The 24,775-nt window shown below is 35.6% G+C and carries 21 protein-coding genes, 3 pseudogenes and 1 riboswitch; of the genes and pseudogenes, 14 read left to right on the forward strand and 10 right to left on the reverse strand.

The window, feature by feature from the left end:
- Positions 1 to 569: 569 nt before the first annotated feature.
- The 3 genes and pseudogenes from ACQKN2_RS04055 to ACQKN2_RS04065 form a co-directional block, all read left to right on the forward strand.
- Complete coding sequence (locus ACQKN2_RS04055) at positions 570 to 1,613, forward strand: AI-2E family transporter (RefSeq protein WP_427413805.1); 1,044 nt, start codon at positions 570 to 572, stop codon at positions 1,611 to 1,613.
- Between the two features lie 389 nt (positions 1,614 to 2,002).
- Positions 2,003 to 2,200: pseudogene (locus tag ACQKN2_RS04060) on the forward strand (GNAT family N-acetyltransferase); the annotation flags it as partial.
- A 136-nt stretch (positions 2,201 to 2,336) separates the two neighbouring features.
- Positions 2,337 to 2,594 (forward strand): annotated as a pseudogene (locus ACQKN2_RS04065) (GNAT family N-acetyltransferase); the annotation flags it as partial.
- A 71-nt stretch (positions 2,595 to 2,665) separates the two neighbouring features.
- On the opposite strand, the gene ACQKN2_RS04070 reads toward ACQKN2_RS04065, so the two are convergent.
- On the reverse strand, positions 2,666 to 4,015 hold the full coding sequence (locus tag ACQKN2_RS04070) for an MATE family efflux transporter (protein WP_427413806.1): 1,350 nt from the start codon (positions 4,013 to 4,015) through the stop codon (positions 2,666 to 2,668).
- Entirely contained in the window at positions 4,002 to 4,469 is a 468-nt protein-coding gene (locus tag ACQKN2_RS04075; protein WP_427413807.1) for an N-acetyltransferase family protein, read from the reverse strand. Before ACQKN2_RS04075 ends, ACQKN2_RS04070 begins: the two co-directional genes overlap by 14 nt.
- A 284-nt stretch (positions 4,470 to 4,753) precedes the next feature.
- On the opposite strand from ACQKN2_RS04075, the gene ACQKN2_RS04080 reads away from it, so the two are divergent.
- Positions 4,754 to 5,584, forward strand: a complete 831-nt coding sequence (locus ACQKN2_RS04080; RefSeq protein ID WP_427413808.1) for a MerR family transcriptional regulator — start codon at positions 4,754 to 4,756, stop codon at positions 5,582 to 5,584.
- 385 nt (positions 5,585 to 5,969) lie between these two features.
- Positions 5,970 to 7,145 (forward strand): annotated as a pseudogene (locus tag ACQKN2_RS04085) (DUF4272 domain-containing protein).
- Positions 7,146 to 7,201: 56 nt separating this feature from the next.
- Here ACQKN2_RS04085 and ACQKN2_RS04090 read toward each other — a convergent pair.
- From ACQKN2_RS04090 to ACQKN2_RS04100, 3 genes are all read right to left on the reverse strand, one after another.
- Positions 7,202 to 8,626, reverse strand: coding sequence for an erythromycin esterase family protein (locus ACQKN2_RS04090; RefSeq protein ID WP_427413809.1), 1,425 nt, complete (start codon positions 8,624 to 8,626; stop codon positions 7,202 to 7,204).
- A gap of 603 nt (positions 8,627 to 9,229) precedes the next feature.
- Complete coding sequence (locus tag ACQKN2_RS04095) at positions 9,230 to 9,583, reverse strand: hypothetical protein (RefSeq protein WP_323647932.1); 354 nt, start codon at positions 9,581 to 9,583, stop codon at positions 9,230 to 9,232.
- Positions 9,584 to 9,606: 23 nt separating this feature from the next.
- Positions 9,607 to 10,302 (reverse strand): DUF2225 domain-containing protein, encoded by a 696-nt coding sequence (locus ACQKN2_RS04100; RefSeq protein ID WP_427413810.1) that lies wholly within the window; start codon positions 10,300 to 10,302, stop codon positions 9,607 to 9,609.
- A 591-nt stretch (positions 10,303 to 10,893) separates the two neighbouring features.
- On the opposite strand from ACQKN2_RS04100, the gene ACQKN2_RS04105 reads away from it, so the two are divergent.
- Positions 10,894 to 11,697 carry a Cof-type HAD-IIB family hydrolase gene (locus tag ACQKN2_RS04105; protein ID WP_427413811.1) on the forward strand — a complete coding sequence of 268 codons (804 nt, stop codon included), beginning with the start codon at positions 10,894 to 10,896 and terminating at the stop codon, positions 11,695 to 11,697.
- A 111-nt stretch (positions 11,698 to 11,808) separates the two neighbouring features.
- Complete coding sequence (locus ACQKN2_RS04110) at positions 11,809 to 12,405, forward strand: DedA family protein (protein ID WP_427413812.1); 597 nt, start codon at positions 11,809 to 11,811, stop codon at positions 12,403 to 12,405.
- Between the two features lie 441 nt (positions 12,406 to 12,846).
- On the opposite strand, the gene ACQKN2_RS04115 is transcribed toward ACQKN2_RS04110, so the two are convergent.
- Both ACQKN2_RS04115 and ACQKN2_RS04120 read right to left on the reverse strand, forming a co-directional pair.
- Complete coding sequence (locus ACQKN2_RS04115) at positions 12,847 to 13,584, reverse strand: cyclase family protein (protein WP_427413813.1); 738 nt, start codon at positions 13,582 to 13,584, stop codon at positions 12,847 to 12,849.
- A gap of 126 nt (positions 13,585 to 13,710) precedes the next feature.
- Positions 13,711 to 13,815, reverse strand: a riboswitch (SAM riboswitch).
- 114 nt (positions 13,816 to 13,929) lie between these two features.
- Positions 13,930 to 15,267 (reverse strand): PLP-dependent aminotransferase family protein, encoded by a 1,338-nt coding sequence (locus tag ACQKN2_RS04120; RefSeq protein ID WP_427413814.1) that lies wholly within the window; start codon positions 15,265 to 15,267, stop codon positions 13,930 to 13,932.
- Positions 15,268 to 15,374: 107 nt separating this feature from the next.
- Here ACQKN2_RS04120 and ACQKN2_RS04125 point away from each other — a divergent pair, with 107 nt between their 5' ends.
- Both ACQKN2_RS04125 and ACQKN2_RS04130 read left to right on the forward strand, forming a co-directional pair.
- A complete protein-coding gene (locus ACQKN2_RS04125; RefSeq protein WP_427413815.1) occupies positions 15,375 to 16,223 on the forward strand; it encodes an NAD-dependent epimerase/dehydratase family protein in 849 nt (282 codons plus the stop codon).
- Complete coding sequence (locus ACQKN2_RS04130) at positions 16,220 to 17,383, forward strand: MFS transporter (protein ID WP_427413816.1); 1,164 nt, start codon at positions 16,220 to 16,222, stop codon at positions 17,381 to 17,383. The genes ACQKN2_RS04125 and ACQKN2_RS04130 overlap by 4 nt, the downstream gene beginning before the upstream one ends.
- 62 nt (positions 17,384 to 17,445) lie before the next feature.
- Here the strand turns inward: ACQKN2_RS04130 and ACQKN2_RS04135 are convergent, their stop codons facing one another.
- Positions 17,446 to 17,853: a hypothetical protein gene (locus tag ACQKN2_RS04135; protein ID WP_427413817.1), complete on the reverse strand. Its 408-nt coding sequence runs from the start codon at positions 17,851 to 17,853 to the stop codon at positions 17,446 to 17,448.
- Positions 17,854 to 18,022: 169 nt separating this feature from the next.
- Positions 18,023 to 19,204: an MFS transporter gene (locus ACQKN2_RS04140; RefSeq protein ID WP_427413818.1), complete on the reverse strand. Its 1,182-nt coding sequence runs from the start codon at positions 19,202 to 19,204 to the stop codon at positions 18,023 to 18,025.
- A gap of 110 nt (positions 19,205 to 19,314) precedes the next feature.
- Here ACQKN2_RS04140 and ACQKN2_RS04145 point away from each other — a divergent pair, with 110 nt between their 5' ends.
- Complete coding sequence (locus ACQKN2_RS04145; protein WP_427413819.1) at positions 19,315 to 19,698, forward strand: winged helix-turn-helix transcriptional regulator; 384 nt, start codon at positions 19,315 to 19,317, stop codon at positions 19,696 to 19,698.
- 54 nt (positions 19,699 to 19,752) lie between these two features.
- Here the strand turns inward: ACQKN2_RS04145 and ACQKN2_RS04150 are convergent, their stop codons facing one another.
- Positions 19,753 to 20,598 (reverse strand): aldo/keto reductase, encoded by an 846-nt coding sequence (locus ACQKN2_RS04150; RefSeq protein ID WP_427413820.1) that lies wholly within the window; start codon positions 20,596 to 20,598, stop codon positions 19,753 to 19,755.
- Positions 20,599 to 20,826: 228 nt separating this feature from the next.
- Between ACQKN2_RS04150 and ACQKN2_RS04155 the strand changes: the two genes are divergently transcribed.
- From ACQKN2_RS04155 to ACQKN2_RS04170, 4 genes are all read left to right on the forward strand, one after another.
- Positions 20,827 to 21,636: a GNAT family N-acetyltransferase gene (locus ACQKN2_RS04155; protein WP_427413821.1), complete on the forward strand. Its 810-nt coding sequence runs from the start codon at positions 20,827 to 20,829 to the stop codon at positions 21,634 to 21,636.
- Positions 21,637 to 21,964: 328 nt separating this feature from the next.
- On the forward strand, positions 21,965 to 22,408 hold the full coding sequence (locus ACQKN2_RS04160; RefSeq protein ID WP_427413822.1) for a VOC family protein: 444 nt from the start codon (positions 21,965 to 21,967) through the stop codon (positions 22,406 to 22,408).
- A gap of 335 nt (positions 22,409 to 22,743) precedes the next feature.
- Positions 22,744 to 23,412, forward strand: coding sequence for a response regulator transcription factor (locus ACQKN2_RS04165; protein ID WP_427413823.1), 669 nt, complete (start codon positions 22,744 to 22,746; stop codon positions 23,410 to 23,412).
- On the forward strand, positions 23,409 to 24,770 hold the full coding sequence (locus ACQKN2_RS04170; protein WP_427413824.1) for a sensor histidine kinase: 1,362 nt from the start codon (positions 23,409 to 23,411) through the stop codon (positions 24,768 to 24,770). Before ACQKN2_RS04165 ends, ACQKN2_RS04170 begins: the two co-directional genes overlap by 4 nt.
- Positions 24,771 to 24,775: the final 5 nt, after the last annotated feature.

Genomic DNA, 24,775 nt, shown 5'->3' on the forward strand with positions numbered 1-24,775 from the left:
TATGGACCCGTTACTTCAATTTGATGTTCATAAGGAGCAATTGGTTATGAATGTCCTTCGAGGTTCTTTGGGATTTTCACAAATTCCGTCTTTTCTATTATTTTTAGTTTAAAATTTTAATAAGAATATCATACTGAAACTAAGGAACAATACCAAAATCTGTTCTTGATTAAAAGGAATGAACGTAATTATGCCGAAGCAAAATTGATTACCTTCTTAAAAGAAGTTACATTGGCTATGATGGTGTTCAAAGGGGTATAATAGAATAATAGAATTTAGGCTTATAACGCTGATACAGCTTTCAATAAAGTACAAAAGTATGGTCATTAATTTACAATTTGATAAGACATATAATTCTTTTCGCTCCATGGATTTATTTATTTCTTATAAGACTTATAAAGCAGCATGCATGTAAGTCTTATTCTAAGTGATGATGGGAATAATAATCCAAAGAAGGGGGCATTTACATAAGAATGATACGTAATGTTTTACATCAATTTATTAATTGCTTATGTTCATTTGATAGCGAAACCCAGGCAGCGAAGCCGTTTTGTAGAAGGAGTGAATACATGAGTAATTTCTTTCGAAGCCACGGATTTAAACGTTTTATAATTCTTATTGGGATCGCTATTGCACTATATTTGATGCGAAGTATGATCAATCTTATTCTTCTCACGTTCATTATTACTTACTTGATGAATCAACTTACCACGAAGACAACAAAAAAGATTAGAAAATACACACGAATGAACGAGAAGGCTGTTACAGTTACCCTCTATCTTTTACTTCTTGCAGGCATTGTGGCAATTATCTATAAGTATTTGCCTGTCGTAACCCAACAAATTACCCAGCTCTTTGATCTTATTGCTAGCTTTAGTCTCGATCCAAATGATAATGAGATTGCAAGATATTTAGCTCCAACCTTTGAGAAGATTGAACTGGGTAAATATTTAGAGCAGGGTGTAGACCTCACGCTGAAAAATCTTACGAATATTGGTAAAATCATTTTGCACATATTCATCGCATTAATTTTGAGCTTGTTTATTTTACTTGAGAAGAAACGTATTATAGATTTTACAGCGAAATTTAAAGATAGCAAAATGAGCCATCTTTACGATGAACTTCATTATTTCTCAAAGATATTTATTCGTTCTTTTGGTAAAGTGATTGAGGCGCAGTTCATTATTGCTGCTGTCAACTGTGGTTTATCTGTTATTGCATTATCCATTATGGGCTTCCCGCATTTAATTGCACTGGGGATTATGCTCTTTATACTAGGATTGGTGCCAGTTGCAGGGGTCATCATGTCCTTGATTCCTCTCACTATAATTGCATATAGTATCGGTGGACCAATGTACATTGTTTATATCTTGGTTATCGTTATGGTACTACATGCTATGGAGGCATACTTCTTAAATCCAAAGCTGATGTCTGCCAAGACAAATCTTCCAATTTTCTATACATTCATCGTCATTCTCTTCTCAGAGCATTTCCTTGGTGTATGGGGATTAATTATTGGTATTCCATTATTCATGTTCCTTCTCGATATTCTAGGAGTTACGTCTTCAGAGGATGAGCGGCAACAGGTAATGGAAATACAAGAGGATCAATAAATTGAATAAAGTTTTTGTTCAAAAAGGAATCAAGTGTGTGATTCCTTTTTTTATTGAAAATATTTACTGAATGAATAGTTAGAATTAAAAAAGAGCCATTAGAAAATATAAAAAGATGCCATCACTAAATTTGTTAGTCAATGTATAGAGGAAATTCAGTTTTAGTTTTTATATATGGTTTATAGATATTTCTCTCACTTAGGTAAGTGGAATTTTAGTTAAAATTTAATAATAAATGGAAAAGCGTGATATGCTATTATGGTTAATCTTTGTTAAAGGGGGCGTTCGTTATGACAAACAAAACAACTTTTTTTATCTTTAAATCCTGGGGGATAACGCTAAATTAATACAGACATGAAGCGTTCCCCTGAATTCGGAAGGGGAAAAATATGAGTAAGAATTTAGTGAAGATTGTAGAAGTCAATGCAGAGAATTGGTATGAGTGTTGTTTATTAGAAATATCAAACGAGCAAAGAAATTATATTGAACCAAACGCTATTTCAATAGTGCAATCAAAGTTTGAGCTAACATTAAAACCATACGTTATTTATTTTGAAGAGAAAGTAGTAGGTTTTTTAATGTTTAACTTCTTTCAGCGGGTGTCCAAACACCCGCTGAAAGAAGTTAAAGCCTCCGGCGGATGTCATGGAATCGGAAAGGAGTTCTTTGTGCAAGCACAAAGCCAATTCCAGACGCAATTATGCCGAGGCATAATTGATTTTTGTAAAAGAAGAGCTTGATGGCTATTGGATTTATCGAATTATGATAGATAAGCATTTTCAAGGTAAGGGTATAGGGAAAGCGGCTACTAAGCTAATGATTTCAGAAGTAGCAAAATTACCAAATGCGCAAAAAGTTATAGTAGGTTACCACCCAGAAAATAAAGGTGCGCATAATTTATATTCAAGTTTAGGATTTAAAGATTATGGTGATCGTTTTGGTAAAGAAATGGCTGTCATCAAATATTTAAACGAAAAATAATAAAATAGAAATTAAACTATTAACCCCTTCCGACTATTATATCGAAAGGGGTTTAACTTCATTTATGTGCTTTATTTTAAGGAACTTGCTTCTGAGAAAATTGTATGCGTTTTTTTCTTCATAAATATAAAAATTAGCAATGCGGTAATACCTTCTGCGACAGGGAATGTCCACCAAATAGCTTGTGGGCCAAGGAATTTAGGCAATAGTACGAGAGCAGGGATAAATAATAGAATACTGCGAAGTAACATAATGGTTGTTGCAAGACGTATTTTTTCAATCGATTGGAAGAATTCCGCAAATACCATGTTCACTCCAAGGAATGCATACCCAATTGCAAAATGTACAAAGCCTTGTGTAGCCATATTGCGAATGTCAAACGTACTATCACCAAATAATGCAATTAGCTGAGAAGGGAATAAAGTAGCAATTATGACAGTAGTTAAACCTATAATAAATGCAGTAGCAATACCTATTTTCAATAATGCTGTTAATCTCTCAGTTAACCTCGCACCGTGGTGATAACTAACTAGTGGCTGAAGGGCCATACCGATGCCAAGGAATACCGTTAAAAGTACGGTATGAATATAGTTAACCATTGCATAAGCAGTAACTCCATCTGAGCCCAAATAATGTAAAAATGTCACGTTATATAAAATAACCATAACAGCGACGGAGGCTTCAACGATAAAGCTTGGTAGCCCAATAGCGAATATTTTCTTTAAATCAGATATGCTGAAAAATGTACGGACAAATTTTAATTCGGATTGCTTTCGGAAGAAGTGTAGGCATAGCACCGACATACCGATTATTGTGGAGAATGCTGTAGCTAGGGCACAGCCAGTTACGCCGTAATTGAATACGAAAATAAAGATGTAGTTTAAAATAATGTTTAACACAGATGTAGTGATTAAGCCCATCATCGCAAGCTTTGGATTGCCGTCATTTCGAATAAAAATGCTTAGTAAGTTTTCAATTGTATAGAATACACCGAAAATCAAAATAACATATAGGTACTCTTGAACATAAGGAAAGGTAGCATCACTTGCCCCGAATATATAGGCGATTTCTTTTAAATTTAATAAAAGTATTAGAATCAGTGTCAAGACGACACCGATCATTGTTGTAAATGCTAATGTAAAGAGCTGATGCGCTCGTTTTTTATTGCCCTCACCAAGAGAAATTGAAAATAATGTAGCTCCACCCATACCAATCCAAAGGGAAATGGATAGTAAAATCGAGAAAATTGGTACGGCGATATTTACTCCTGCTAAAGCGGTTGGTCCAACTCCATGACTAACGAAAATTCCATCCACTAAAATATTGACTGACATTAGCAACATACCAATCATAGCCGGGAATAAGTATGATAAAAACAAGGGCTTAAGAGGTCTTGTTTCAATTGGATTAATCGTAGTCATGAGCATGTACCTCCTTTACCATCACCTTTTCGCCTTTGTCATCTAGCTCACCGTTAAAGACGAACCCAAACTTTTTATATAGCTGAATCGCTACTATATTGTTGTCATAAACGCTTAAATATATATTTTGACAGCTGTATTTAGCTACTAAATATTGAATAAGCTGCTGTAAAAAGTATTTTCCCAATCCTTTGTGCTGGTAGCGCTCATCAATGAAATAGCGATCTAACCAAACACGTCTTGAATTGTCCTTATGTGGGAACACGCCATACATAGCGAAGCCGACTGCATTATCTTCCTTATACAATCCTACAGGGATAAAGCGTTTATCTGCTTTTGCCTCCGCTATGCATTGCTGTGTACTTTCAATAAAATCTAGCTGATTATCAGCGATGCGAAGTGCTAATACTTCCTCTTTGTTTAAAGCTGTAATGTCACGAATTTCCGTGAACATAATGTCAAAACCCTTCTATTTTTAATTTCTTTCAGCAGATGTCACGGAAATCGGAAAGGAGTGCTTTATAGAATGTTAGCCTAAAATCATCGCATCCATGCGATAACGGCTAACTGACCTGCATCGGTAAAAACGCCGTCCTGTGGCATTACCGAAATGACCGACTTCGTGTCGGCCTAAGCACAAACTGATTCCGGACGCAATTATGCTGTGGCATAATTAATTGTGAATAGCTACAATCTAATGTATATAGTTACTATATAGTCAAGGAGGGAAACTTAAAAATGTTTAATAAAAATGTAAAATATTTTACAACTGGTGAGTTCGCTAAAATTTGTAAGGTTAATAAACAAACGTTAATTTACTACGATCAAATAGGTTTATTATCACCAATTATGAAGGATAGTAAAGACTACCGTTATTATTCCATTGCACAATATGAGTTTTTCAGTGTGATCGAACTATTAAAGGTGGTTGGCATGTCTTTAAAAGATATTCAAAAATATATGGCAGAAAAATCACCTGAAAATTTTTTAGATTTAATGTATCAGCAAAAGGAAATTGTAGCGAAAAAACGTCGAGAGCTGGAGATGATTGAAAGCATTATTGATGTAAAAATCGGCTTAACAGAGGAAGCTTTACACCTTAAATTTGATGACGTTACGATTGAACATCTGCCAGAGGCAACGTTGTATTTAAGTAAAAATATCGAGGATTCGACGGAAGAACAGTTCACGAAGGCCGTTTCAGACTTTATAGATGAATTAGATCGCTCGCAATTAGACACAGGTTATCCCATTGGAGGGATTACAAGAAGAGAGCAAATATTAGCTGGAAACTATGATAATTATAGTTATTTGTATATAGAGCAACCACATCCACGAGAAGGTCATCCTTATTTCGAAGCCATTGAAGGAGATTTTATTGTCGGGTATCATATAGGAACATCTTCTACACTTGGTGAAACTTACGAGCGATTATTTAAGGTTATGAGGGAAAAAGGTTTTGAATTAGGGCAGTACGTATATGAGGAATATATTTATGACGCCGTTATTAAAAATCGTGAAGAGGATTATGTAACGAAAATTATGATAGAAATTGAAAAGGCTCGTTGATCAGTAGTATGTACTCTAGGTATAAAAAAAATCTCCTTATAGTGACATTCAAATGTTCTATAAGGAGATTTTTTTAATGGTTAACAAAATACTATTATCTAAAGTGACTAGTGATGCCAATGAAAAAAGATCTAGGAAATAAAAATAGTAAGGTAATTTATCATATATTTTGAGTCTTGAAGGAAGTAAAATTTTAGTGTTTATACATAAATTAAGTCTTGTTCTAATAAGTAAATGATTTCCTGACGATACAATAGTAAAGAAAAAATGAATCTAAAAAGGTAACCTTTTATCCGAAAGCAAGTGATGTTTAGCTAAAAATTTGATGTAGATGATTTTATAGGGAAGCATTTTGGATAGTTGGTGAATAAAAGGGGAGAGAAGATTGAACTATTTCACAATATTTGCATCTAAGAACAACATCGATGATATTGAGTTTAAAATTTCAGATGTTTTTGCAAAAGGCTTTGCTATCAGTAAAAATGAAAACGAGTATTTATTAAAGTCCAAAGCACTGTTTAAAAAACATAAATTAATCATTCGAATAATGTCTGAAGATACAAATCCAGATTACTTCGCTAATAATATTCCTGGGATGATGGGATATTACGAGAACATTCCGTTTGAAGATGACCATTTAAAAGAATTAGTGTTGACTTAAATATCTGTTTTAAATACAGTGATTGCCATTGAGTCGGAAAAAGAGATAAATGAAGACCAGATGCTGTTATTTACGAACCTGCTATCAAATATAGGGGGAATTGGCTTTTTACCGAATGGCACTTTACTAGACGATGAAGGGGCCGTTATTGTTTATCCTGACGGGCAATCAGGACCATCCAATTTCAGACCTCATGCGTGTACACGCAAGGTAATGGGACAAGAGGTGACATCAGAAGAAGGCGAGCAAAGAAAAAATAACACGATAGCTTATTTAAAGGAAAGAGCTATTCCATATATAGCTTCACTCCCTCAGCTCCCGCCAATCGAGGCTTGTCAGTTTAAAACCCAAGAGGACATAGCTAGAAGAGCTGTAGCCTTGTTAATTGTTATTCAATTCGCCTGTGACGTAGCACAAGGTGAAAATGTAGAAGAATCTAGAGAGTTTTTCGTCAATATGTTGCGTCAATATGATGTGGATAATTATCTAACTAGCAGTGAAAGAGACTTTTTAGATACGTCAGAACCCACTGGGCAAGAAGCTATTCATATTTCTTGGCAATATGAGGCTTATTGGACACTTGTTTGGGCACTTGGCTTTGTTGAGAAGCTCGATTTTCCTGATGAGGTATGCGATTGTGAGTATGCCATTCAAGTTGTTTCTAATTACGAAACGTTTGAACAGTTTTATCTACAAACCGCTATGCGTAGTCAGGAGGAGATTTTGGATGAGGCCGACAAAATTTACAGATATCATTGGGCTTGCGTAGATAGTCGTATACAAGAACGACCAGCTCCTGCGGGGATGAATGAAAGTATCGTTATGGAAAGACGTAGGGGCTTGTTCTGGATGATAGGGCATCGCAAGGAAGAATGGGATACAATTTCGATGGATACTTAAACATAAAAGAAAAATAGCAAACTAGAAGTAGAAACTAGTTTGCTATTTTAACAATATTATTTAATATAATTTGGCTTACTTACCTTATCAATTAGAAGAAGGCCATCGTATTGATCCCGCGGAACAAGACTTTCCTGAATCATTCCCCAGCTATACGATAAACGTGGCTCAAACATCCATGAGTTGCCCCGCTCATTTTGACGGTTTCGCATGTCGATAAATGTGTACGGTTTGTTTGATGATGAAAGAATATCCTCGATGGATCCTTTTACTGACGGTAAAACGGCCATAGGTTCACCCATATTGTTTGCTGTTTCCCCACTATTCATATAAAGACCAAGCACATAGCTATATTTCTTGTAGATATCTGGTAGACGTTCACCCATTAATTTTACCGGATAAGGAGAACCCATTACTTCGGATTGTGCTTTACGAATATGGTCATTATGCGCCCAGACGATGAATTTTTCAGTTGGATAAATTTCCTCAGCTAACCAAAGTAGGTTTTCCATCATCGATTGGTCACGCCATTCCATTGTCTTTAAAAAAGAATCATATTTATTTTGTTCAATCTCAATATTTGCTTGAATGGATAGTTCTACATATTCATCTGCTAAGCGGATACGGTCAGCTAAAGTACGTTCCATAAGCTTTACAATATGAGGCTCGCTCGGATAAGCTGCTTGTAACTCGTTTTCTTTAAGCTGTACTTGTGATTTTACTTGTTTATACACTTCAATAATGCCTGGTTTCGCCTTTTGGTAGCCTTTTAGATCCGTACCAAAGCTCCAATCAACAAGTTGCTCCTCTACTTCACTGAACTGTTTAGCAAGCTGACTATTTTGTAGCCAGTCACCGTTCGTAAATGCATTTTGCTGTTGAATATCAAAGCCTGCTAATTTTAAAGGTTTATCTGTTTTCTGTGTTTTTTTAGCATATTCAAATAACGGTAGTGTTTCTTTTGTCCACCATACACCAAAAATAGCATCCTTCATTGTTTGTTTCGCTGTTTGTTTATCAATTTGTCCTTGAGCATTCATGGCATTCCCCATACCACTTTCGAAGGCTAGGACATTATAGCCCATTTCTTGGTGTAAAAATTGAATTAAACGTGTTTTTGCTAGGCTAAATTCTGCTGCGCCATGTGAACTTTCCCCTAAAAAAACGATGCGCTTATCATGTAATAAAGGCTTTAACATCTCTAAATCTTCAAATTTAGTAGATGGAATGTTTTGTTGAACAACTGCTTCAGGTTGAATAGACGTTAAGCTGTAAGCATGGTCATTTGTCCACTTTTTCCACTCTTGAAGTGTTTCATTGGATGTGCGAGCTGCCTTAACTTCTAATTGGTTATCGAAAGCTACGCGTTCTTCTATCGCCGGAACTGCCGCGGATGCATTTGAAACTCCGTTGAACGCTACAAAGCTTGTTAGTGCGATACTTAATGATAATAAGACCTTACGTTTCTTACCTTTTGTCACTCTCTATCAGTCCTTCGTTATATGTTAAGACTAATTATAGGTGGTGAAGTTTAAAGTAAAAGGGGACTTTGTTTAAATTTTGTTTAAATTTGGTCAAATTACATTATTAAGGCTCATTACCAAAAGTAGTGGGTGACATTTTTAAAAAATACATTTTATATTAGTTGATCTTCGTTCCGGCTGGGCGACTCCTCGGGGATTAGCAATAGAGGAACGAAGGCTAAAAGCATCACATCTTGTGATAACGCCTTCGTGACCAACATCCTGTTAGCCCGAGACCCTACAGCGAAGCGGATGTTTTCTGTGCGAAAGCGTAGCGACAGCAACAACAAAAGCGGCTCAACGGACGCCCCCAGGAAGCTTTGCTCTGTGCGAAATCGAAGCGTCAGCAATTGTTTTATCTGTGCGAAAGCGCAGCAACAGCAACAACAAATGTTTTATCTGCGCGAAAGCGAAGCGTCAGCGACAAAGCGCCCAGCCGGAACGGAAATCAACCACACGTTATGGTGATGAGCCATTATTAAAGTTATTTGAGCGAAGACAGTAAAAAAACATCTCCAAAGCGTAATTCAAATTAAGTACACTGTGAAGATGTTGATTATTTTACTTATAGTGATACGTGCTAGCTCTTTGATTATTTCGCTGTATTTGATTGAACCATGCACGATCCTTTTCCTCTTGTTGTAATGTATGAACGATGGTGGATGAGCAGCTAACACAGATTTTTGCCTGAGTAATTTGTCCGCAGCGTTCACAAGGTGCGCCTAAATTAGGGAAAATCGATTTTTTTAACTTTCCTGCTTTTACCCATTTATAGAGTAGTTCTGATGAAACCCCAGTTAATGCAACTACCTCATCGTTCGTTAAATAGCGATTATTTTTTCTCAGTAAAAAATGATGTAATTCCGAAAAAATATCTTCTTCTCTCACATCAATCCTTTTGGTAAATAGCAGCATGTTTATCACTCTCCCCGTTTACTTCAATTGATGACTTCTCCTATACTTTCATTTGCATTGTTAGGCTGCCCGTCATATTTATAGTTTTCCCAACGATTTCGTGCTAGTTTTCGATATTTATTGGAAACATTACGATCTGCAATTAATCGAGAGAATCCTTTTTTCGCCTCAGCAATATCTCCAAGTCGAAGGCTTAATTCGGCATGTAAATATTGAATTCTCTCTCCGCCCTCTTGATTGGATGCAAAAGATTTGCTGTAAAAATCTCTTGCAGCAAAGAGGTAGCGCATTTCCGATTCCTCATCATTTTTTAAGCGATAAAGCCAGGCGATTTTTAGTGCGAAATTGGCCATAAGAAGTGACTCTTCCATCGATGCTCTTGATACAAGATAAGCTAATTTAAGGCTTACAATGGCATCATCAATCGTACGTTCCTTGCAGATATCCATTGGTTTTTGTAGCTCTTTAATGTACAGCTCATCAATAAGAAGCATGAAAGGTCCATACGTTCTTGTCATAGATTTGTGGTAAGCGTAGCCACAATGCGGACAAACGGCAACTTCATATAATAACGGGTTTAAACCTTCATAAACTGGCATGAAGTCTGTTTGTTCTTCGATAATTTTATATCGATTAGGGCGTACTTTATATGTAGTAAAATGCTTTTTGCAAAACTTGCAATCCACACTACTTTCATAGTAGTAAATGTTAAATGCCATAAGAATCAACTCCTTTACATTCAGACGGTTATTATTTCTTTTGTTCTATTTATAAGATGGATAGTATCGTTCAATGTATTTAATTAGTTATCTTTTATTTTAACAATTCTATGTTCTTTGGTATACTCCTTTAGAATTATTGAACTAAAAATGTTCTCTACGTTTTAGTTGTTTGAAATTTTGATATGTACCCGTAATAGTGTTTATCGGTGCCGTTAAAGCAAGTTATACATTCGTTTTAGTTTGTCAAAATATGTACAAATGTTTAATTAAATAGCTACTGATTTTTATATAATAAAGTAAAAATACATATAGGTGAAAACACCTATATGTATTTTTGGTATAAAGATGTTTCTTAATGTAAAATTACAAGTGTATTAGTTGGTAAAATATAGGTGTTTCATTAGATGGTAAAGAGGAGTTACACAATGCACGCCTGTTGCGGAAATTAGCATCTTTAAACTAGAGTAATCATCAAAAGTAGTGGATGATATTTGTTAAAACAATGCCATGTATAAAGGTTGAATGGAGGTGAAGGCTGGGCTAATCGATATACTTGATAAAATTATGTAAAAAGATAAGGAGCGAACAATGGATTATAAAATTGTATTCTTTGACGTAGATGGAACGCTGGTTAATTATGAAGATGGTCGTATTGAAGAAAGTACAAGGAACGCTATCGAGCAATTAAAAAACAAAGGAATTCATATTGTTGCTGCTACAGGAAGACCTTTATCAATGTGCCAGGATTTAAGAAATATAGGAATAGAGACGTTCATTACAGCTAATGGTGCATATGTTAAGCACCAAGATCAAGTCATACATAAAATACCTGTTGCAAAAGAAATTGTTCAGGCAGTTAAAGCTTTTGCTGATGAAAATAAACAAAGTCTATCATTTTTTACAGAACAATTATCAATGAATAACGTCCAAGAAAAAGAGACATTAAAAGCCATGCAAGAAACATTATCTTTGCAAGAGTTTCCTGTTATCAATGAAGATATCGTAACGCAAGAGGTTTATTTAATGTGTTTATATGGTAATGAGGATGTTGAGAAAAAGTATACTTCCACATTTCCTCATTTATTATTTAAAAGGTGGCATCCTTACATTACAAATGTTTTGCAACATGATGTTTCTAAATCTATTGCTGTCCAAGCTGTACTAGATTATTTCGATTTGAGTCCTGAGGAAGCACTTGCTTTTGGGGATGGAGATAATGATATTGACATGCTGGAGCAGGTCGGTTTTGGTATTGCAATGGGCAATGGTAGTGAAGCATTAAAAAATGTCGCTAATTATGTAACGAAAAAATCAACTGAAGATGGAATTGATTATGCTCTTCGTGAGCTACAAATAATTAGTAATGAAAAACATTTTAAGATACAACATTGATGAATGCATGGAGAAAATTGTAATAAATTCATAACACTCATAATGTTGTCTCTATTGAGTTATTATAAAGCTAACTATTAAAAATTATTACGTTTTAGGTGGGATGGATTTATGGCGCATCACGTGCAATCTCTTATTGAACATTATGGATATTTTGGCATCATTCTTATCCTGGTTGGAGGGATTGTCGGGCTGCCACTTCCTGATGAAATATTTTTAACATATGTAGGGTATAGTGTATATCGTGAAACTCTTTCACATATTCCAGCTTTAATCAGCGCTATGGTAGGTGCAGCTGGGGGAATTACCTTGAGCTACTATATAGGCTATAAATTCGGGCTCCCCTTATTACAAAAATACGGTTCGAAAATCCATATAACTGAACAGAAAATTGATTTTACGAAAAAGTTATTTGAAAAAATTGGACCAATATTATTATTAATAGGGTTTTTTATTCCTGGTGTGCGTCATCTTACTGCATATATTGCGGCTATTAATAATTACCCTTATAAAAAATTCGCTTTCTTTGCTTATGCGGGAGCAACTATATGGACATTTACTTTTATTACCTTAGGAACGGTGCTTGGAGAGAAATGGCATTATGTTGGGGTATATTTATCCCGCTACAGTATTTATCTTATAGTATTGTTCATAATAATTATGTTGATCGTTTATTTTATTTTCAAAAGAAAGAATTCACCTAAATAAAATAAATTTATGGAAGGTCTGATTCAATATTTATTGAATCAGACCTTAACTTGTCGAGAATAATTTAAATAAAGTGTATCAAAAAACAAAGGTTGATTTTCACTCCGAGCTGGCGCTTTCCGCGGGCTTGGCTTCAATCTCCTCGTCACTCCGTTCCTGCGGGGCTTTCAGCGCAAGCTCATCCCGCAGGAGTCGCCACTCTCCGCGAAAATCAACAGTTCCTCATCATAGAATGAGTCGACAAGCGAAACAAAATAGTATTATAGCTATGGTTAAAATACTATACAAGGCAAGCCTCACCACATAGACTTCTCGAGTAAAACAAGATTAGATGCTCTTCATAAAATGCTAAATGGCAAAGTCTGTCGATTAAATTACCATACAGCTCTGTGCAAAACAAAGTGGTGTTTGTCTACATTTCAAATCGGACCTATTGCTATATTAAGGCAATATAGCAAATGAACGGACAGGGAATCCAGATGCTTTTTCAGGCTTTGGCACAATATTGAATATAACGGCGCCTTTTGGAGGTAGCTTATCTAAATTGGTCATAAGCTCGATTTGGTAAGTATCTTGCTCTAGTACAAAATATTCTCCGTCTAACTTTCCGTTTTTACGAAAATCTGCTGCTGAATCCGTATCAAAAGTTTCGTGGCCAATAGCACTTACTTTTCGTTCGTTGAATAAAAATTGCAACGCTTCTAATCCCCAGCCAGGAATATGATTATTGCCTTCAGCATCTTTGTTGCTGAAAGACTCTTTATCTGGCCATCGTTTACTCCAATCAGTACGCAGCGCAACAAAGGTACCGGCTTCAATTTCTCCATATTCAACTTCAAAGTTAAGAATATCTTGAACACTTAATGTGTAATCGTTATTAATTTCGGCATCCTTCGATTTATCAATAACGATTAGTGGTAGCACTAGTTCTTTTAGTTCCAATTCCTCTAAATAGCGTGTTTCTCGCACGAAATGGATAGGTGGGTCGATATGTGTTCCGTATTGCCCAGGGAAAGTAAATTGCTGTGCAAAGAAGCCATCATCATGGGAAAATAATGTTTCAAATTTTGCATCATCAAACATAAAGAAGTGTGGAGAACTTGGACCAAATGTATGCGTTAAATCGACCCATTCTTTTGATTTCAATAATTTAATTGCTTGTAAAAGTTCGTTTGCCATAATATTTCCCTGCTTTCTATTCATATTTTGGGTGCTATTCTTTGCGTATCATTCGCGTTAAATAGCAAATAAAAAAGAGTCCTCCTTGTAGAAGAAGACTCTTGTGCAAAGCAACTGCAGTAAGTCTTCTCATCTTCAAGGCTAAATTATGCCATTTGGAATTAGCACCATACCTATAGGCTGGTTGCTGAGACTTCATAGGGCCAATCCCTCCATCTCTCTTGATAAGAAAATGCGATATAAGAATTTTCAGAAATAAAGTTTACACACACTTTAGTATATTTGTTTATAGTTTACAAGTTCAATAGGGATACAAGGTTAAAAATTTAATATTCCAGAGCCTCTCTATAAAATCATTGCTTTAAATATTTTTTGTACACCTAGTGGAATAAGAGCTTGATTTGTATTCCTTACATCTATTTTGAGTACATTTTCTTTGTGAAAACTTTTTAAATAATTGTCGTCAATAGCTTTCAAATGCACATTTTCAACAAGTAAACGTTGGATTAAAGTATTTACATGTAATTTTTGAGGAATTACCATGTGTAGTTTAGTATCAAGTGAGCTTGGACGTGTATAGTCGATATTTGAAGAACCGGCTAATTTTTGAACCTCTTCATGTAAAATAGCTGATTTTTTTGCAGACTTTTGTGAAAGCATCCTACTGTGAGAATGAAACATTCCACTCTTTAAGTATAGCTCCAAGGCCCCTTGTGTTATCAGGCTTGTATCGTAATCAATTACTCTTTTTAAAGCTATAAAATTATTTAAAATTGGATCAGGAAGTACAGTAATCCCAACTCGTAATCCTGGAAAGATAATTTTAGAAAAGCTTTTTAGATAAATAACACGGTTACTTACATCATACGCAAACATGGGGTCGGCTTTTGTATTTAGATCAAAATCGGCTAAATAATCATCTTCAACAATATAGACATTATATTTCTTTGCTAAAGCTATTATATTTAATTTTTCCTTCTTACTAAAAGAAGTCCCTAACGGATTATGGAACCTTGGCATAGTATAGAAAAACTTTATACGATTTTCAGCAAAATTATTTTCTAGTTGCTGCAGGTTAATACCATTTGCATCTCTTTTTATTCCAATACATTTGACGTCAGTCGTTTCAAGTAAGCGATTAAAGAGGTGGTATGTTGGCTGCTCGACTAGAATTGTATCTCCTTCATTTGGAAAAGGAATTGATGTCAATATATAAAGTGCTTGCTGAGTGCCAGTTGTAATCACAATATTTTCTTTATTAGCAAACACCTGATATTGCTCAAGTAACTTCTTTACCTCTAAAATCAATGACTCTAACCCGTGTACTGTCATCCCATAAGAGAAAAGCCCACCTTGTTGAATTTCAATTGCTTGATTTAAGCAATGTTGAAATTCTGTGTAAGGGAACATTGTTTTTTCTGGGGTAGCTGTGGCAAAGTCAATAATATTCGTTACCTCAGTGCTTTGATAATTTGATGTAGACAATACATAAAATCCACTCTTTGGAATGGAGAAAATTAGGTGCTGGTATTTTAATACGCTTAATGCCTTTAGGACAGTTTCTGAACTGCAATCGTAACGGTTTTTTAATTCACGAATAGAAGGCAATTTTGCCCCTTCTATTAAAGTTCCTTGCTCAATTTCATAAAGTATATCTGCAACAATTTGTTGATATTTCAGCATTTATATACCCCTTTACCGGTACAGATTTGTTTTATTGTCATTGTATAGAATAACGAACAACCATACAATGATGTTGGTTAAAGAATGAAGAAAGGAATGGGGTAAATATGAAAATTTTTGTAACAGGCGCAACTGGTGTAATTGGAAAAAGTCTTATAGCAGCTTTAGTTGAAAAAGGCTATATAGTTGGAGGAATGACAACAAGTGATTCTAAAATTGAAGTATTACAAGCATTAGGCGCTACGGCATACGTTGGAAATATACTTGAAAAGGAGCAAGTTGAGGCAATTATACAGGATTTTCAACCAAACATTATTATCCATCAGGTCACGGCGCTTCAGCACGGACGAGTAGAGGACAATGCTAAAGTGAGGGCAATTGGAACTCGCCATTTAGTTGAAGCTGCGAAAAAGACAAATAGTAAACGACTTATTGCCCAAAGTATTGCATGGGCATATGAACCGGGCGACACAATTGCCATTGAAGAAACCCCTTTAGACGTAAATGCAATAGGCAGAAGGAAGATTACAATAGACGGAATAGTAGCATTGGAGAGTGCTATTCAAGAAATCCCAGACTCTGTTATTTTAAGGTACGGTTCACTTTACGGACCAGGTACTTGGTATGATTCACAAGGCTTAATTGCACAACAATATCTCAGAGGAGAAATGGTAGTAAATGATGGCATAACATCGTTTATCCATATTGAGGATGCAGTAAAAGCAACAATAGAGGCTATTGACTGGGAACCAGGAATTTACAATATAGCGGATGATGAACCTGTTAAAAACAGTGTATGGGGTAGATATTATGCGGAACAGCTAAAAGCATCACCGCCGAAATATATTGATGGGAAAGATCAGTGGGAAAGAGGAGCGTTCAATCAGAAAGCGAAAGAAGCTGGATTACATTTACGATTCCCATCCTGGAGGAAAGGATTTATTATGGAGGAATGAGTAATTACCAGGATGGAATTTCACCAAGAAAAATACTTAATCCATGGTATTCAAATGTTGTTTTACTATTATTTGCTGTAACGGGAATATTAATCGTTTCACAGAACTTTGTACTACTGCCTATGTCAGCTCAGTTACAAGCTGAATTTCATATAGAGCACAGTTTTGTTTTTCTAAGTACAAGTATCTTCTCCTTTTGCTATGCTTGTGGTTTCCTAGCATGGACAGTAGTTGTTAAAAAATATGGGAAACGAAAAGTTTTAATTTTAGGATTACTATTTACAGCGTGTTTTACTGCGTGCGTTGGTTTAGTTCATAATTACGCTATATTTTGTTTATTAAGAGGTTTGCAAGGACTTAGTAGTGCGACTTTTACTCCTATCGCATTACACTATGGTCTAGAATTATTTAATAACAAAAAGATGATAATATTAAGTACAGCCCTTACTGCTAGCCCTATAGTAAGTCAATTATTATCTCGACTAACCATTAAATTTGTAACAGTATCAGAATTGTTTCTACTAGTAAGCATAATCATCGCAGGGCTTACTATTATGTATGGCTATTTACTACCTAAAGATATAGAACAGCATGAACGGTTGAAAATAGGCCAAGAATATAGGCAAGTGTATAGAGTATTACTGAATCCTAAATATCGTTGGTTGTTTGGCATGATCATTATACAATTTTTTTATTTTGTCATGTTACTTCAAATAATCCAAAACCTCTCTACAAAACAGAATATCTCTATCTCACCAACTACAATTCAGTTTGTCAGCTTAATAGGCATTTTAATTTCTCCTCTACTTGCACCTATTCTAAATAGAATTGGTAAGAAATTAATAATTGTATTTTTAATTATAAATTTAGGTGGATTTTCTCTGTTAATGTTATCAAGCAAAATATATTGTTTATATATCGCTATTTTGTGTATATCATTCTCGGTTTCATCTACGCTACCATTGCTTATTCAAGAGGTTGGAAAACAAATAAAAAACAATCTTTCTTATGGGATGGCTTCCTACACATTTCTTCTTTTCTTAGGGTCAAGTATTGGGACAATTTTTTCTGCTGTCTTTGATATGACAATCAATTTTATTATTGTATTTAGCACACTTATAATCGCTACCTACTATTCTTTTAAACAAGATCTAAATTAAATGAGGTTTAGAGTTCAATATTCAATAAATCTAAAAGAGGCCCTCTTCAAAGGGCCAACTCTTCACCAACCAAAAATTAATGTTAGCTTACAACAGCCGCTTTCAGTAAATGTTATACGAAATCCATCTGGTGTATAGTTTGTTTCGAATTTTACGGTAACGCCTGTTGACGCAATTAATTTTTCTACTTCTGTTTTATTTGATTGTTGTGCTGCGTTCATAAGATCATGTGCAAATTGCTCTGATTCATCAATTTTATCTGTAAGTAATTGTGCTTGCTGCATAATAACCTTAATCCGTTTCGCAGAAGTCTTTAATTTCACTGTATTGATGGATGGAAATGGACTTCTATTCGTTGGGTCTGGCATTGCTAGATGTCTAGAAGGTTGTTGAGTAGTTGGTTGATTTGCCATTACCCATGTTGGATAATAATGAGGATAGACAAAATACGGATAAGGATTGTAATACAACTAAACTCCTCCTATCCTATAGCTGATACATTATCTTATGTACAACAAAGACTTTCGGTGTTAATGATCGATGCTTTGAAGAGATTGAGCAAAAGTGGAATATGATAAACACAAAAAGGAAGCCTTATTTATTGGTTAAGGCTTCCTTTTATTTTTTATTCTGGATCTATTATTTGTTTTTATCAAAGATTAACCATAGTAATGTAGTAGCTGCCGCAATCATCACCAAGGCGAATCCGTATATAGGTGTATGAGCTAATGATTGGTGGCGAATGATGAATCCCCCGATGTATGAACCTAGAAAAATGCCAATGTTAAAAGCCGAAATGTTTAATGCTGAAGCCATTGAAATAGCTGATGGTATATACTTTTCTGAAAGCTGAACGGCATAAAGCTGTAATCCTGGTACATTCATAAACATAAATAGCCCCATCATAAAGACCATCATTAATCCAATAAACGATGATTCCAAAAAGAAGCCGATGCCGAGTAATGATAATGCTAAGCCTATAAAGATAATAAAGATAGAACGTAAAGGGTTATTATTCGCAAAATGACCACCTAATGTATTACCGATTGCAACACAAATACCGTATCCAATTAAGATCACGACAATTGCTTTCGGTGAGTAGCCCATATACTGCTCTAAGATAGGGGAAACATAGGTGTATACTATGAATGCTCCACCGTATCCAATCGCAGTAATGAAGAGAATTAATAGCATTCGTATATTCCCTAATACTTTTCCGATATCGCGAATTGATATTGGATTGCCTTTAGATAACTGACTAGGAACAAGCAGGGCATTACTAATTAATCCGATAATACCTATTATCACAATGAAAATGAACGACATTCGCCAGTCAGATACTTGTCCAATAAAAGTTCCTAGCGGGACACCAGTGACAGTTGCTAATGTTAGCCCTGTAAACATAAAAGCTATTGCACTTGCTCGTTTATTAGGTGCCACAACATCTGCAGCGATAACAGAGGCAATAGACATAAACACGCCATGTGCTAATGCTGAAATAACACGGCCGGCAAGTAGTAATGAGAATGAGGGTGCTAGAGCTGCAAGTAAATTCCCGATAATAAAAAGTACCATGACGAGTAGTAACACATTTTTGCGACTAAGGCGCGATGTTAAGGCTGTTAAAAGCGGTGCACCAATAGTTACACCTAGTGCATATATGGATACGGTTAAACCCGCAGTACTTAACGTTATACCAAAATCTTCTGTAATTAATGGAAGAAGTCCAACGCTTATAAATTCTGTAGAGCCGATACCAAATGCACTGATTGCAAGTGCGAGTAATATTAGTTTAGCATTCGGCATTTTTGTATCTTTCATTCTATTAATATCTCCTTTGATTTTTTGTATAGTGTATAGTAATATTCATACATGCCTAAAAGTTGTGTAGGGTACTTTTAGTTACTTTTGAATATTTCAGGGGGTTTACAATGAAAAAAGTTTATAATATTGGTGTCGAAGCCACTCTAGAAGTAATCGGAGGTAAATGGAAACCGGTCATTCTTTGTCATCTAACCCACCATGGTCAGATTCGTACGAATGAATTTCGCCGATTGATTCCAGGTATTTCACAAAAAATGCTAACAAGCCAATTGCGTGAATTAGAGCAGTCTGGATTAATTAATCGCAAGGTTTTCAATCAAGTACCGCCGAAAGTTGAATATTCGCTAACACCTTATGGTCAAGAGATGGACCCTGTGCTGAACGTCCTTTGCACTTGGGGTGAAAAACATATCGAAATGCTACAAGATAAAGGTGAAGATGTACTGATAATGCAACGTGATGAAGATATCGCGATTAAGCATACATCTTAAATAGATTGGAAAGAGACTGTCTAAGAGAAGGAGATTAGACAGTCTCTTTTACGTTTACAGAGCAAAGTCAAAGTCATCTGGATTTGGCCCAACACGTTGTTCTAGATTCATAGCGTTAATAATCGCCATCTCCTCATCAGTTAGGGTGAAATCAAAAATATTAGCGTTTTGAATCATACGTTCTTTACGCACAGACTTTGGAATTGTGATGATACCGTTTTGAATATCCCAACGTAAGATCACTTGAGCATTTGATTTTCCGTATTTTTCAGCTATTGTTGAAATAGTTTCATGATCAAGAAGTCCACCTTGCATTAATGGTGCCCAAGCTTCCATTTGTATATTGTGCTCTTCGCAAAATGAACGTAGCTCAGTTTGTTGTAATCGTGGATGGAATTCCACTTGGTTAATAACCGGTGTGATACGAGCTGTTTTAAGAAGATCCTGTAAGTGCGACACATGGAAATTACATACCCCAATAGCTTTAATTTTCCCTTGTTCGTATAAATCTTCGAGTGCCTTCCAAGCTTCTTTATATTTATTTTTACCTGGCCAATGAATAAGGTAGAGGTCTAAATAATCTAGCCCTAATTTTTCTAAGCTGTCCTCGTATGCTGCGATTGTCTCTTCATAGCTCAAGCCATCGTTCCATACTTTGGATGTAATAAATAAATCCTCACGTTGTAAATAAGTAGATGCTAGTGCTTGTCTAATACCTTCACCAACCCCCGCTTCATTGCCATAAATGGCTGCAGTATCGATGCTACGGTAACCGACCTCGATCGCATTTTTCACTATTTCTGCTGTAGCATCATTCTCTACTTGAAATACGCCTAAACCCATTCCTGGCATTTGTAAGCCATTATTTAATGTGATTGTATCTTGTAAATGATTATTCATTTTTCTGTCCTCCAATTTTTGCTAGCGCTTTGTTGCTTTCTTATTATGCTTTCATGCCATTGCAAAAAAAAGTACGCACTTTTTAGTTTCATAGAAACGTAGAGGTTACTTTTGTGAGATATCAATGGTTCACAGGAAGAAATTTTTATTAGTTTACGTAGTTCGGCCCTTTGTGTAGGTTACAATTAGTGGTAGAAAAGTAAATCTTACGGGGTGGGTGAATAAGGAGTGGTAATAACGAAAAACTTGGTAGATCACTTTGAAATGACGGAAGTCAAGATGTTTGAGTCGAGGCTGAATGCAATTAAGGAAATTCAGAACAATGCTTTGGGAGTAGAGGTTGGTCAATTTGATGGTGCCTATGCTTTCTCTATTAAAAATATCCCCGGTCCCTCTTATAATGTGGTAAAGGGTGATAGCTTGGGTTCGGAGAATACTATAGATAAAATCCTTAGCTTTTATAGAGCAAGAGAAATACCAGCTCGCTTTGATTTAGCCCCTCAATATGTAAACGCTACTTCGCTACAAAAATTACATAATGCTGGTCTTTTCCAGAGTGATTTTCATGCAACATTATATTGTGAGCTAAATGAAGAGACGATGGGGAAAACAAAGGATTCGCCCATTAAAATAAGACAAATCAAGGAAGACGAATTTGATTGTTACGGGAATATCTATGCTGAAGGTTTTGGTATGCCAGCATTTTTAGCACAAAGTGTTGCGACAAATAATCAAGTGTTGCATGACAAGCCTGGTTGGTCATTTTATATCGCTTCTCTTCATAATGAGGATGTTGGTGTCGGCTCTTTGTATGTAAATAATGGGACAGCCATTTTAGCTGCATCTGCCGTGAAACCAACTGCCCGTAATCAAGGGATTCACCAAGCATTCATACAGTTTCGTATCAATAAAGCTTTGAAACAAAATTGTAGTTTAATGATAGGCCACGCCAAATTTGCATCTATAAGCCAAAATAATATGGAGCGATGCGGATTAAAAATGGCTTATACAAAAAGTATATGGACAGAAGCAACATGAATGGTTTACAGAAGGTGGAAGGGGATTCAATGCTTGAAATAGAATAAGTAAGGGAGGCTTTTATCTTCATTCAGCAATAAATGTTTTTGTATCTTCAGCTACAGAAGATGAGGATCCTATTCAATGGTTGTTCCAAATACCTACTGAATGAAGATAAAGCCTCCGGCGGATGTCACGGATTTTAAAAGGAATGAATACAAGGATGTTAGCCTAAAACCTTCGCATCCTGCGAAAACGGCTAACTGACCTGCATCGTGCAGGCCTAGGCACAATTTAAAATCCGGACGCAATTACGCCAAGGCGAAATTGATATAAAGGAGATGGATAGATGAATCGTTTGAATTTAATAACGTTGGGTGTAAAAGATATGATCGAGTCTCTTAGATTTTATAGAGAGGGTCTGGGGTTTGAAGTGATTGTTTATGGTGAGGAAACAAACCCAGATGTTATTTTCTTTAATAATGGAGGGACAAAAATCTCACTGTTTCCGATTGACCGTTTAGTAAAAGATATTAACGAAGCAAATCCACCGGCTATGGGCAATGGCTTTAACGGGATTACGCTTGCTTATAATGGAAAGTCGAAAGAAGAAGTTGATCAAGTGTTTGATTTAGCTAAAAATGCCGGGGCGAAAATCGTCAAAGAACCCGAAACGGTATTCTGGGGTGGCTATAGTGGCTATTTCCAAGACCCAAACGGCTACTATTGGGAAGTTGCTTATGGGGACATGTGGCAGTTTGATGATCATGATATGTTGATAATTACTGATTAAAAGAAAGAAAGACGTATTTGGGGGACCAAATACGTCTTTTTATAGTTAGCCTGTTTTATCGATGAAATTTTAAAGTTATCGCCCAACTTTTTAGTTTTATTACCCAACTTTTAAAGTTTATCGCCTAACTTTCTAGTTTTATCACCCAACTTTTAAAGTTTATCGCTCAACTTTCTAATTTTATCGACATACCGAGCTTTAGATGTGATTTATTAAATGAATCTCTCACTTTACAGACAACGATTGAGTACAAATCTATGAAATCGTATAATACGAATATGCTTCGAATAACATTTATTTCTAAAATTTAGTTGTAGATTGGGAGGATTACCATTTTGTATAGCATATTGTACATAGAAGACGAAAAAGAGATTGGTCAATGGGTGACAAAGGATTTAACGGAAAGAGGATATGAGGTTACATGGCTTGAATCTGGGGAAGAGGTCGATCAGCACATAGCTTGTAAGGATATCGCTATATTGGATGTGATGCTGCCAGGCTTAGATGGCTTTTCAATTGGCAAAAGAATTAAGCGGGAAAATAAAGAAATCCCGATTTTAATGCTGTCAGCAAGAACTGCTGTAGAGGATAAAATAGAGGGCCTTAACTTCGCAGACGATTATTTAACGAAGCCATTCCACCCAGATGAACTTATAGCCCGTGTGGAGGTTTTACTAAGAAGATATCAAAAGAATGATGATGTATTAGAACTTCAGCATTTAAAAATTTATACGAAAGATATGCGGATTATCAACAAGGAAACTGATGAAGAAATTCAATTAACCGGTAAGCAATTCTATCTATTACAGTATTTTATTCGCCATTTAAATCAAATTTTAACGAAGGAACAGCTTTATGAAGGTGTCTGGGGTGAAAGTTACATAGAAGGCGATAAAACATTAATGGTGCATATTCGGTACTTAAGAGAAAAAATAGAAGTAAATCCAGCCAAGCCAACAATTATTGAAACCATTCGTGGTATTGGATATAGGGTGAAGCAATGAAATTTTTTCGATCCTTACTAGCTAAGTATATGTTTATCATTCTGCTCGCTATTTCTATTGTTCAAATAGCCTATCTCGTCATTCCCCTTTTTGTTTTAGGGATTGCCAAAAATGGAGAAGATGGTCTTTCGAAGGGAGCTGAGATTGAGAGTAAAGTAGAGGGAAAATGGCATGCAGAAGCTAAAAGTATAAAAAACATGACAGAGGAAGCAATTGTTCAACATTTTGAAAGTTGGAAGAAACAATACTCTAAAGCATCAATGTTTTGGGTAAGTGAGGATGGTACATTGCTTACAACATTGAATGTGGCTGAGCAACTGCCATTAAAATGGACACCGGCATTTACAACAAAGTTTATAAAAGAACATTATGGTGGAGATCCATTTACTGTCATTGCTTTTCTAGGTGAAGATGAATCGAATGGATTTATCGTTTTGGAAATTCCTAAAGAAGTGTTTAATCCACCAATTAGGAGTGTTTATGAAAAATATGGGGCCTTTGTATTTTTCGGTGTTTTTGCGATTATTTTATTTGTCATTATAGTCTCCTTTTTATTTTTCAGAGGGATTCGGAAACGACTATTGCACCTACAGGAAGCAATGGAAATTCGTGATGTAGATGGCTTACCTATTGAAACGAAGGTCAAGAAGAAAGACGAAATAGGTCAGCTCGAACATAGCTTTAATCGTATGGTGTGCGAGCTTAGGGAAAGTAAGGATCGTGAGCAAAAGGAAGAACAGCTAAGACGTGAATTGATTGCTAATTTATCACATGATTTACGAACACCATTAACGAAAATACGAGCGCAATCCTATTCAATTAGTAAAGAGGCGTTATCAGAGGATGGAAAACAAGCGATTAAGGCAATGGAAACATCGATTGTTAGTGTTGACGCTTTAATAGAAAATTTAATGTCCTATACATTGCTGATGGCTAGTAAATATAAATTTGAGGCGAAAGAAATCAACGTTATACGTTTTGTACGTGAGCAAATGACTACATGGTATTCAGTGTTTGAAAAGGAAGGCTTTGAAATCGATATTGAACTACAGTCATTTGAGAAAAATGAATGGCAAGTGGATCCGATATGGCTTGGGCGAGTATTTGATAATTTATTTCAAAATATATTACGTCATGCGAGTAGCGGGAAATATATTGGCGTAGAAACCGAATCAACGGAGCAATATGATGCATTTATCATAAAGGATCACGGAAACGGAATGAAAAATGAATCCGATGCTAAAGGCGCTGGTATCGGCTTATCTATAGTCGATATTATGGTGAAGGGCATGAATTTAGATTGGGATATTGAGTCAAGCGAATCTGGCACCAAGATTAAAATTAAACATTACAAGTAGAATAA

Origin of the sequence: Lysinibacillus sp. NPDC093688 (genome assembly GCF_050280145.1) — a bacterium.
GTDB classification, from domain to species: Bacteria; Bacillota; Bacilli; order Bacillales_A; family Planococcaceae; genus Lysinibacillus; species Lysinibacillus xylanilyticus_B.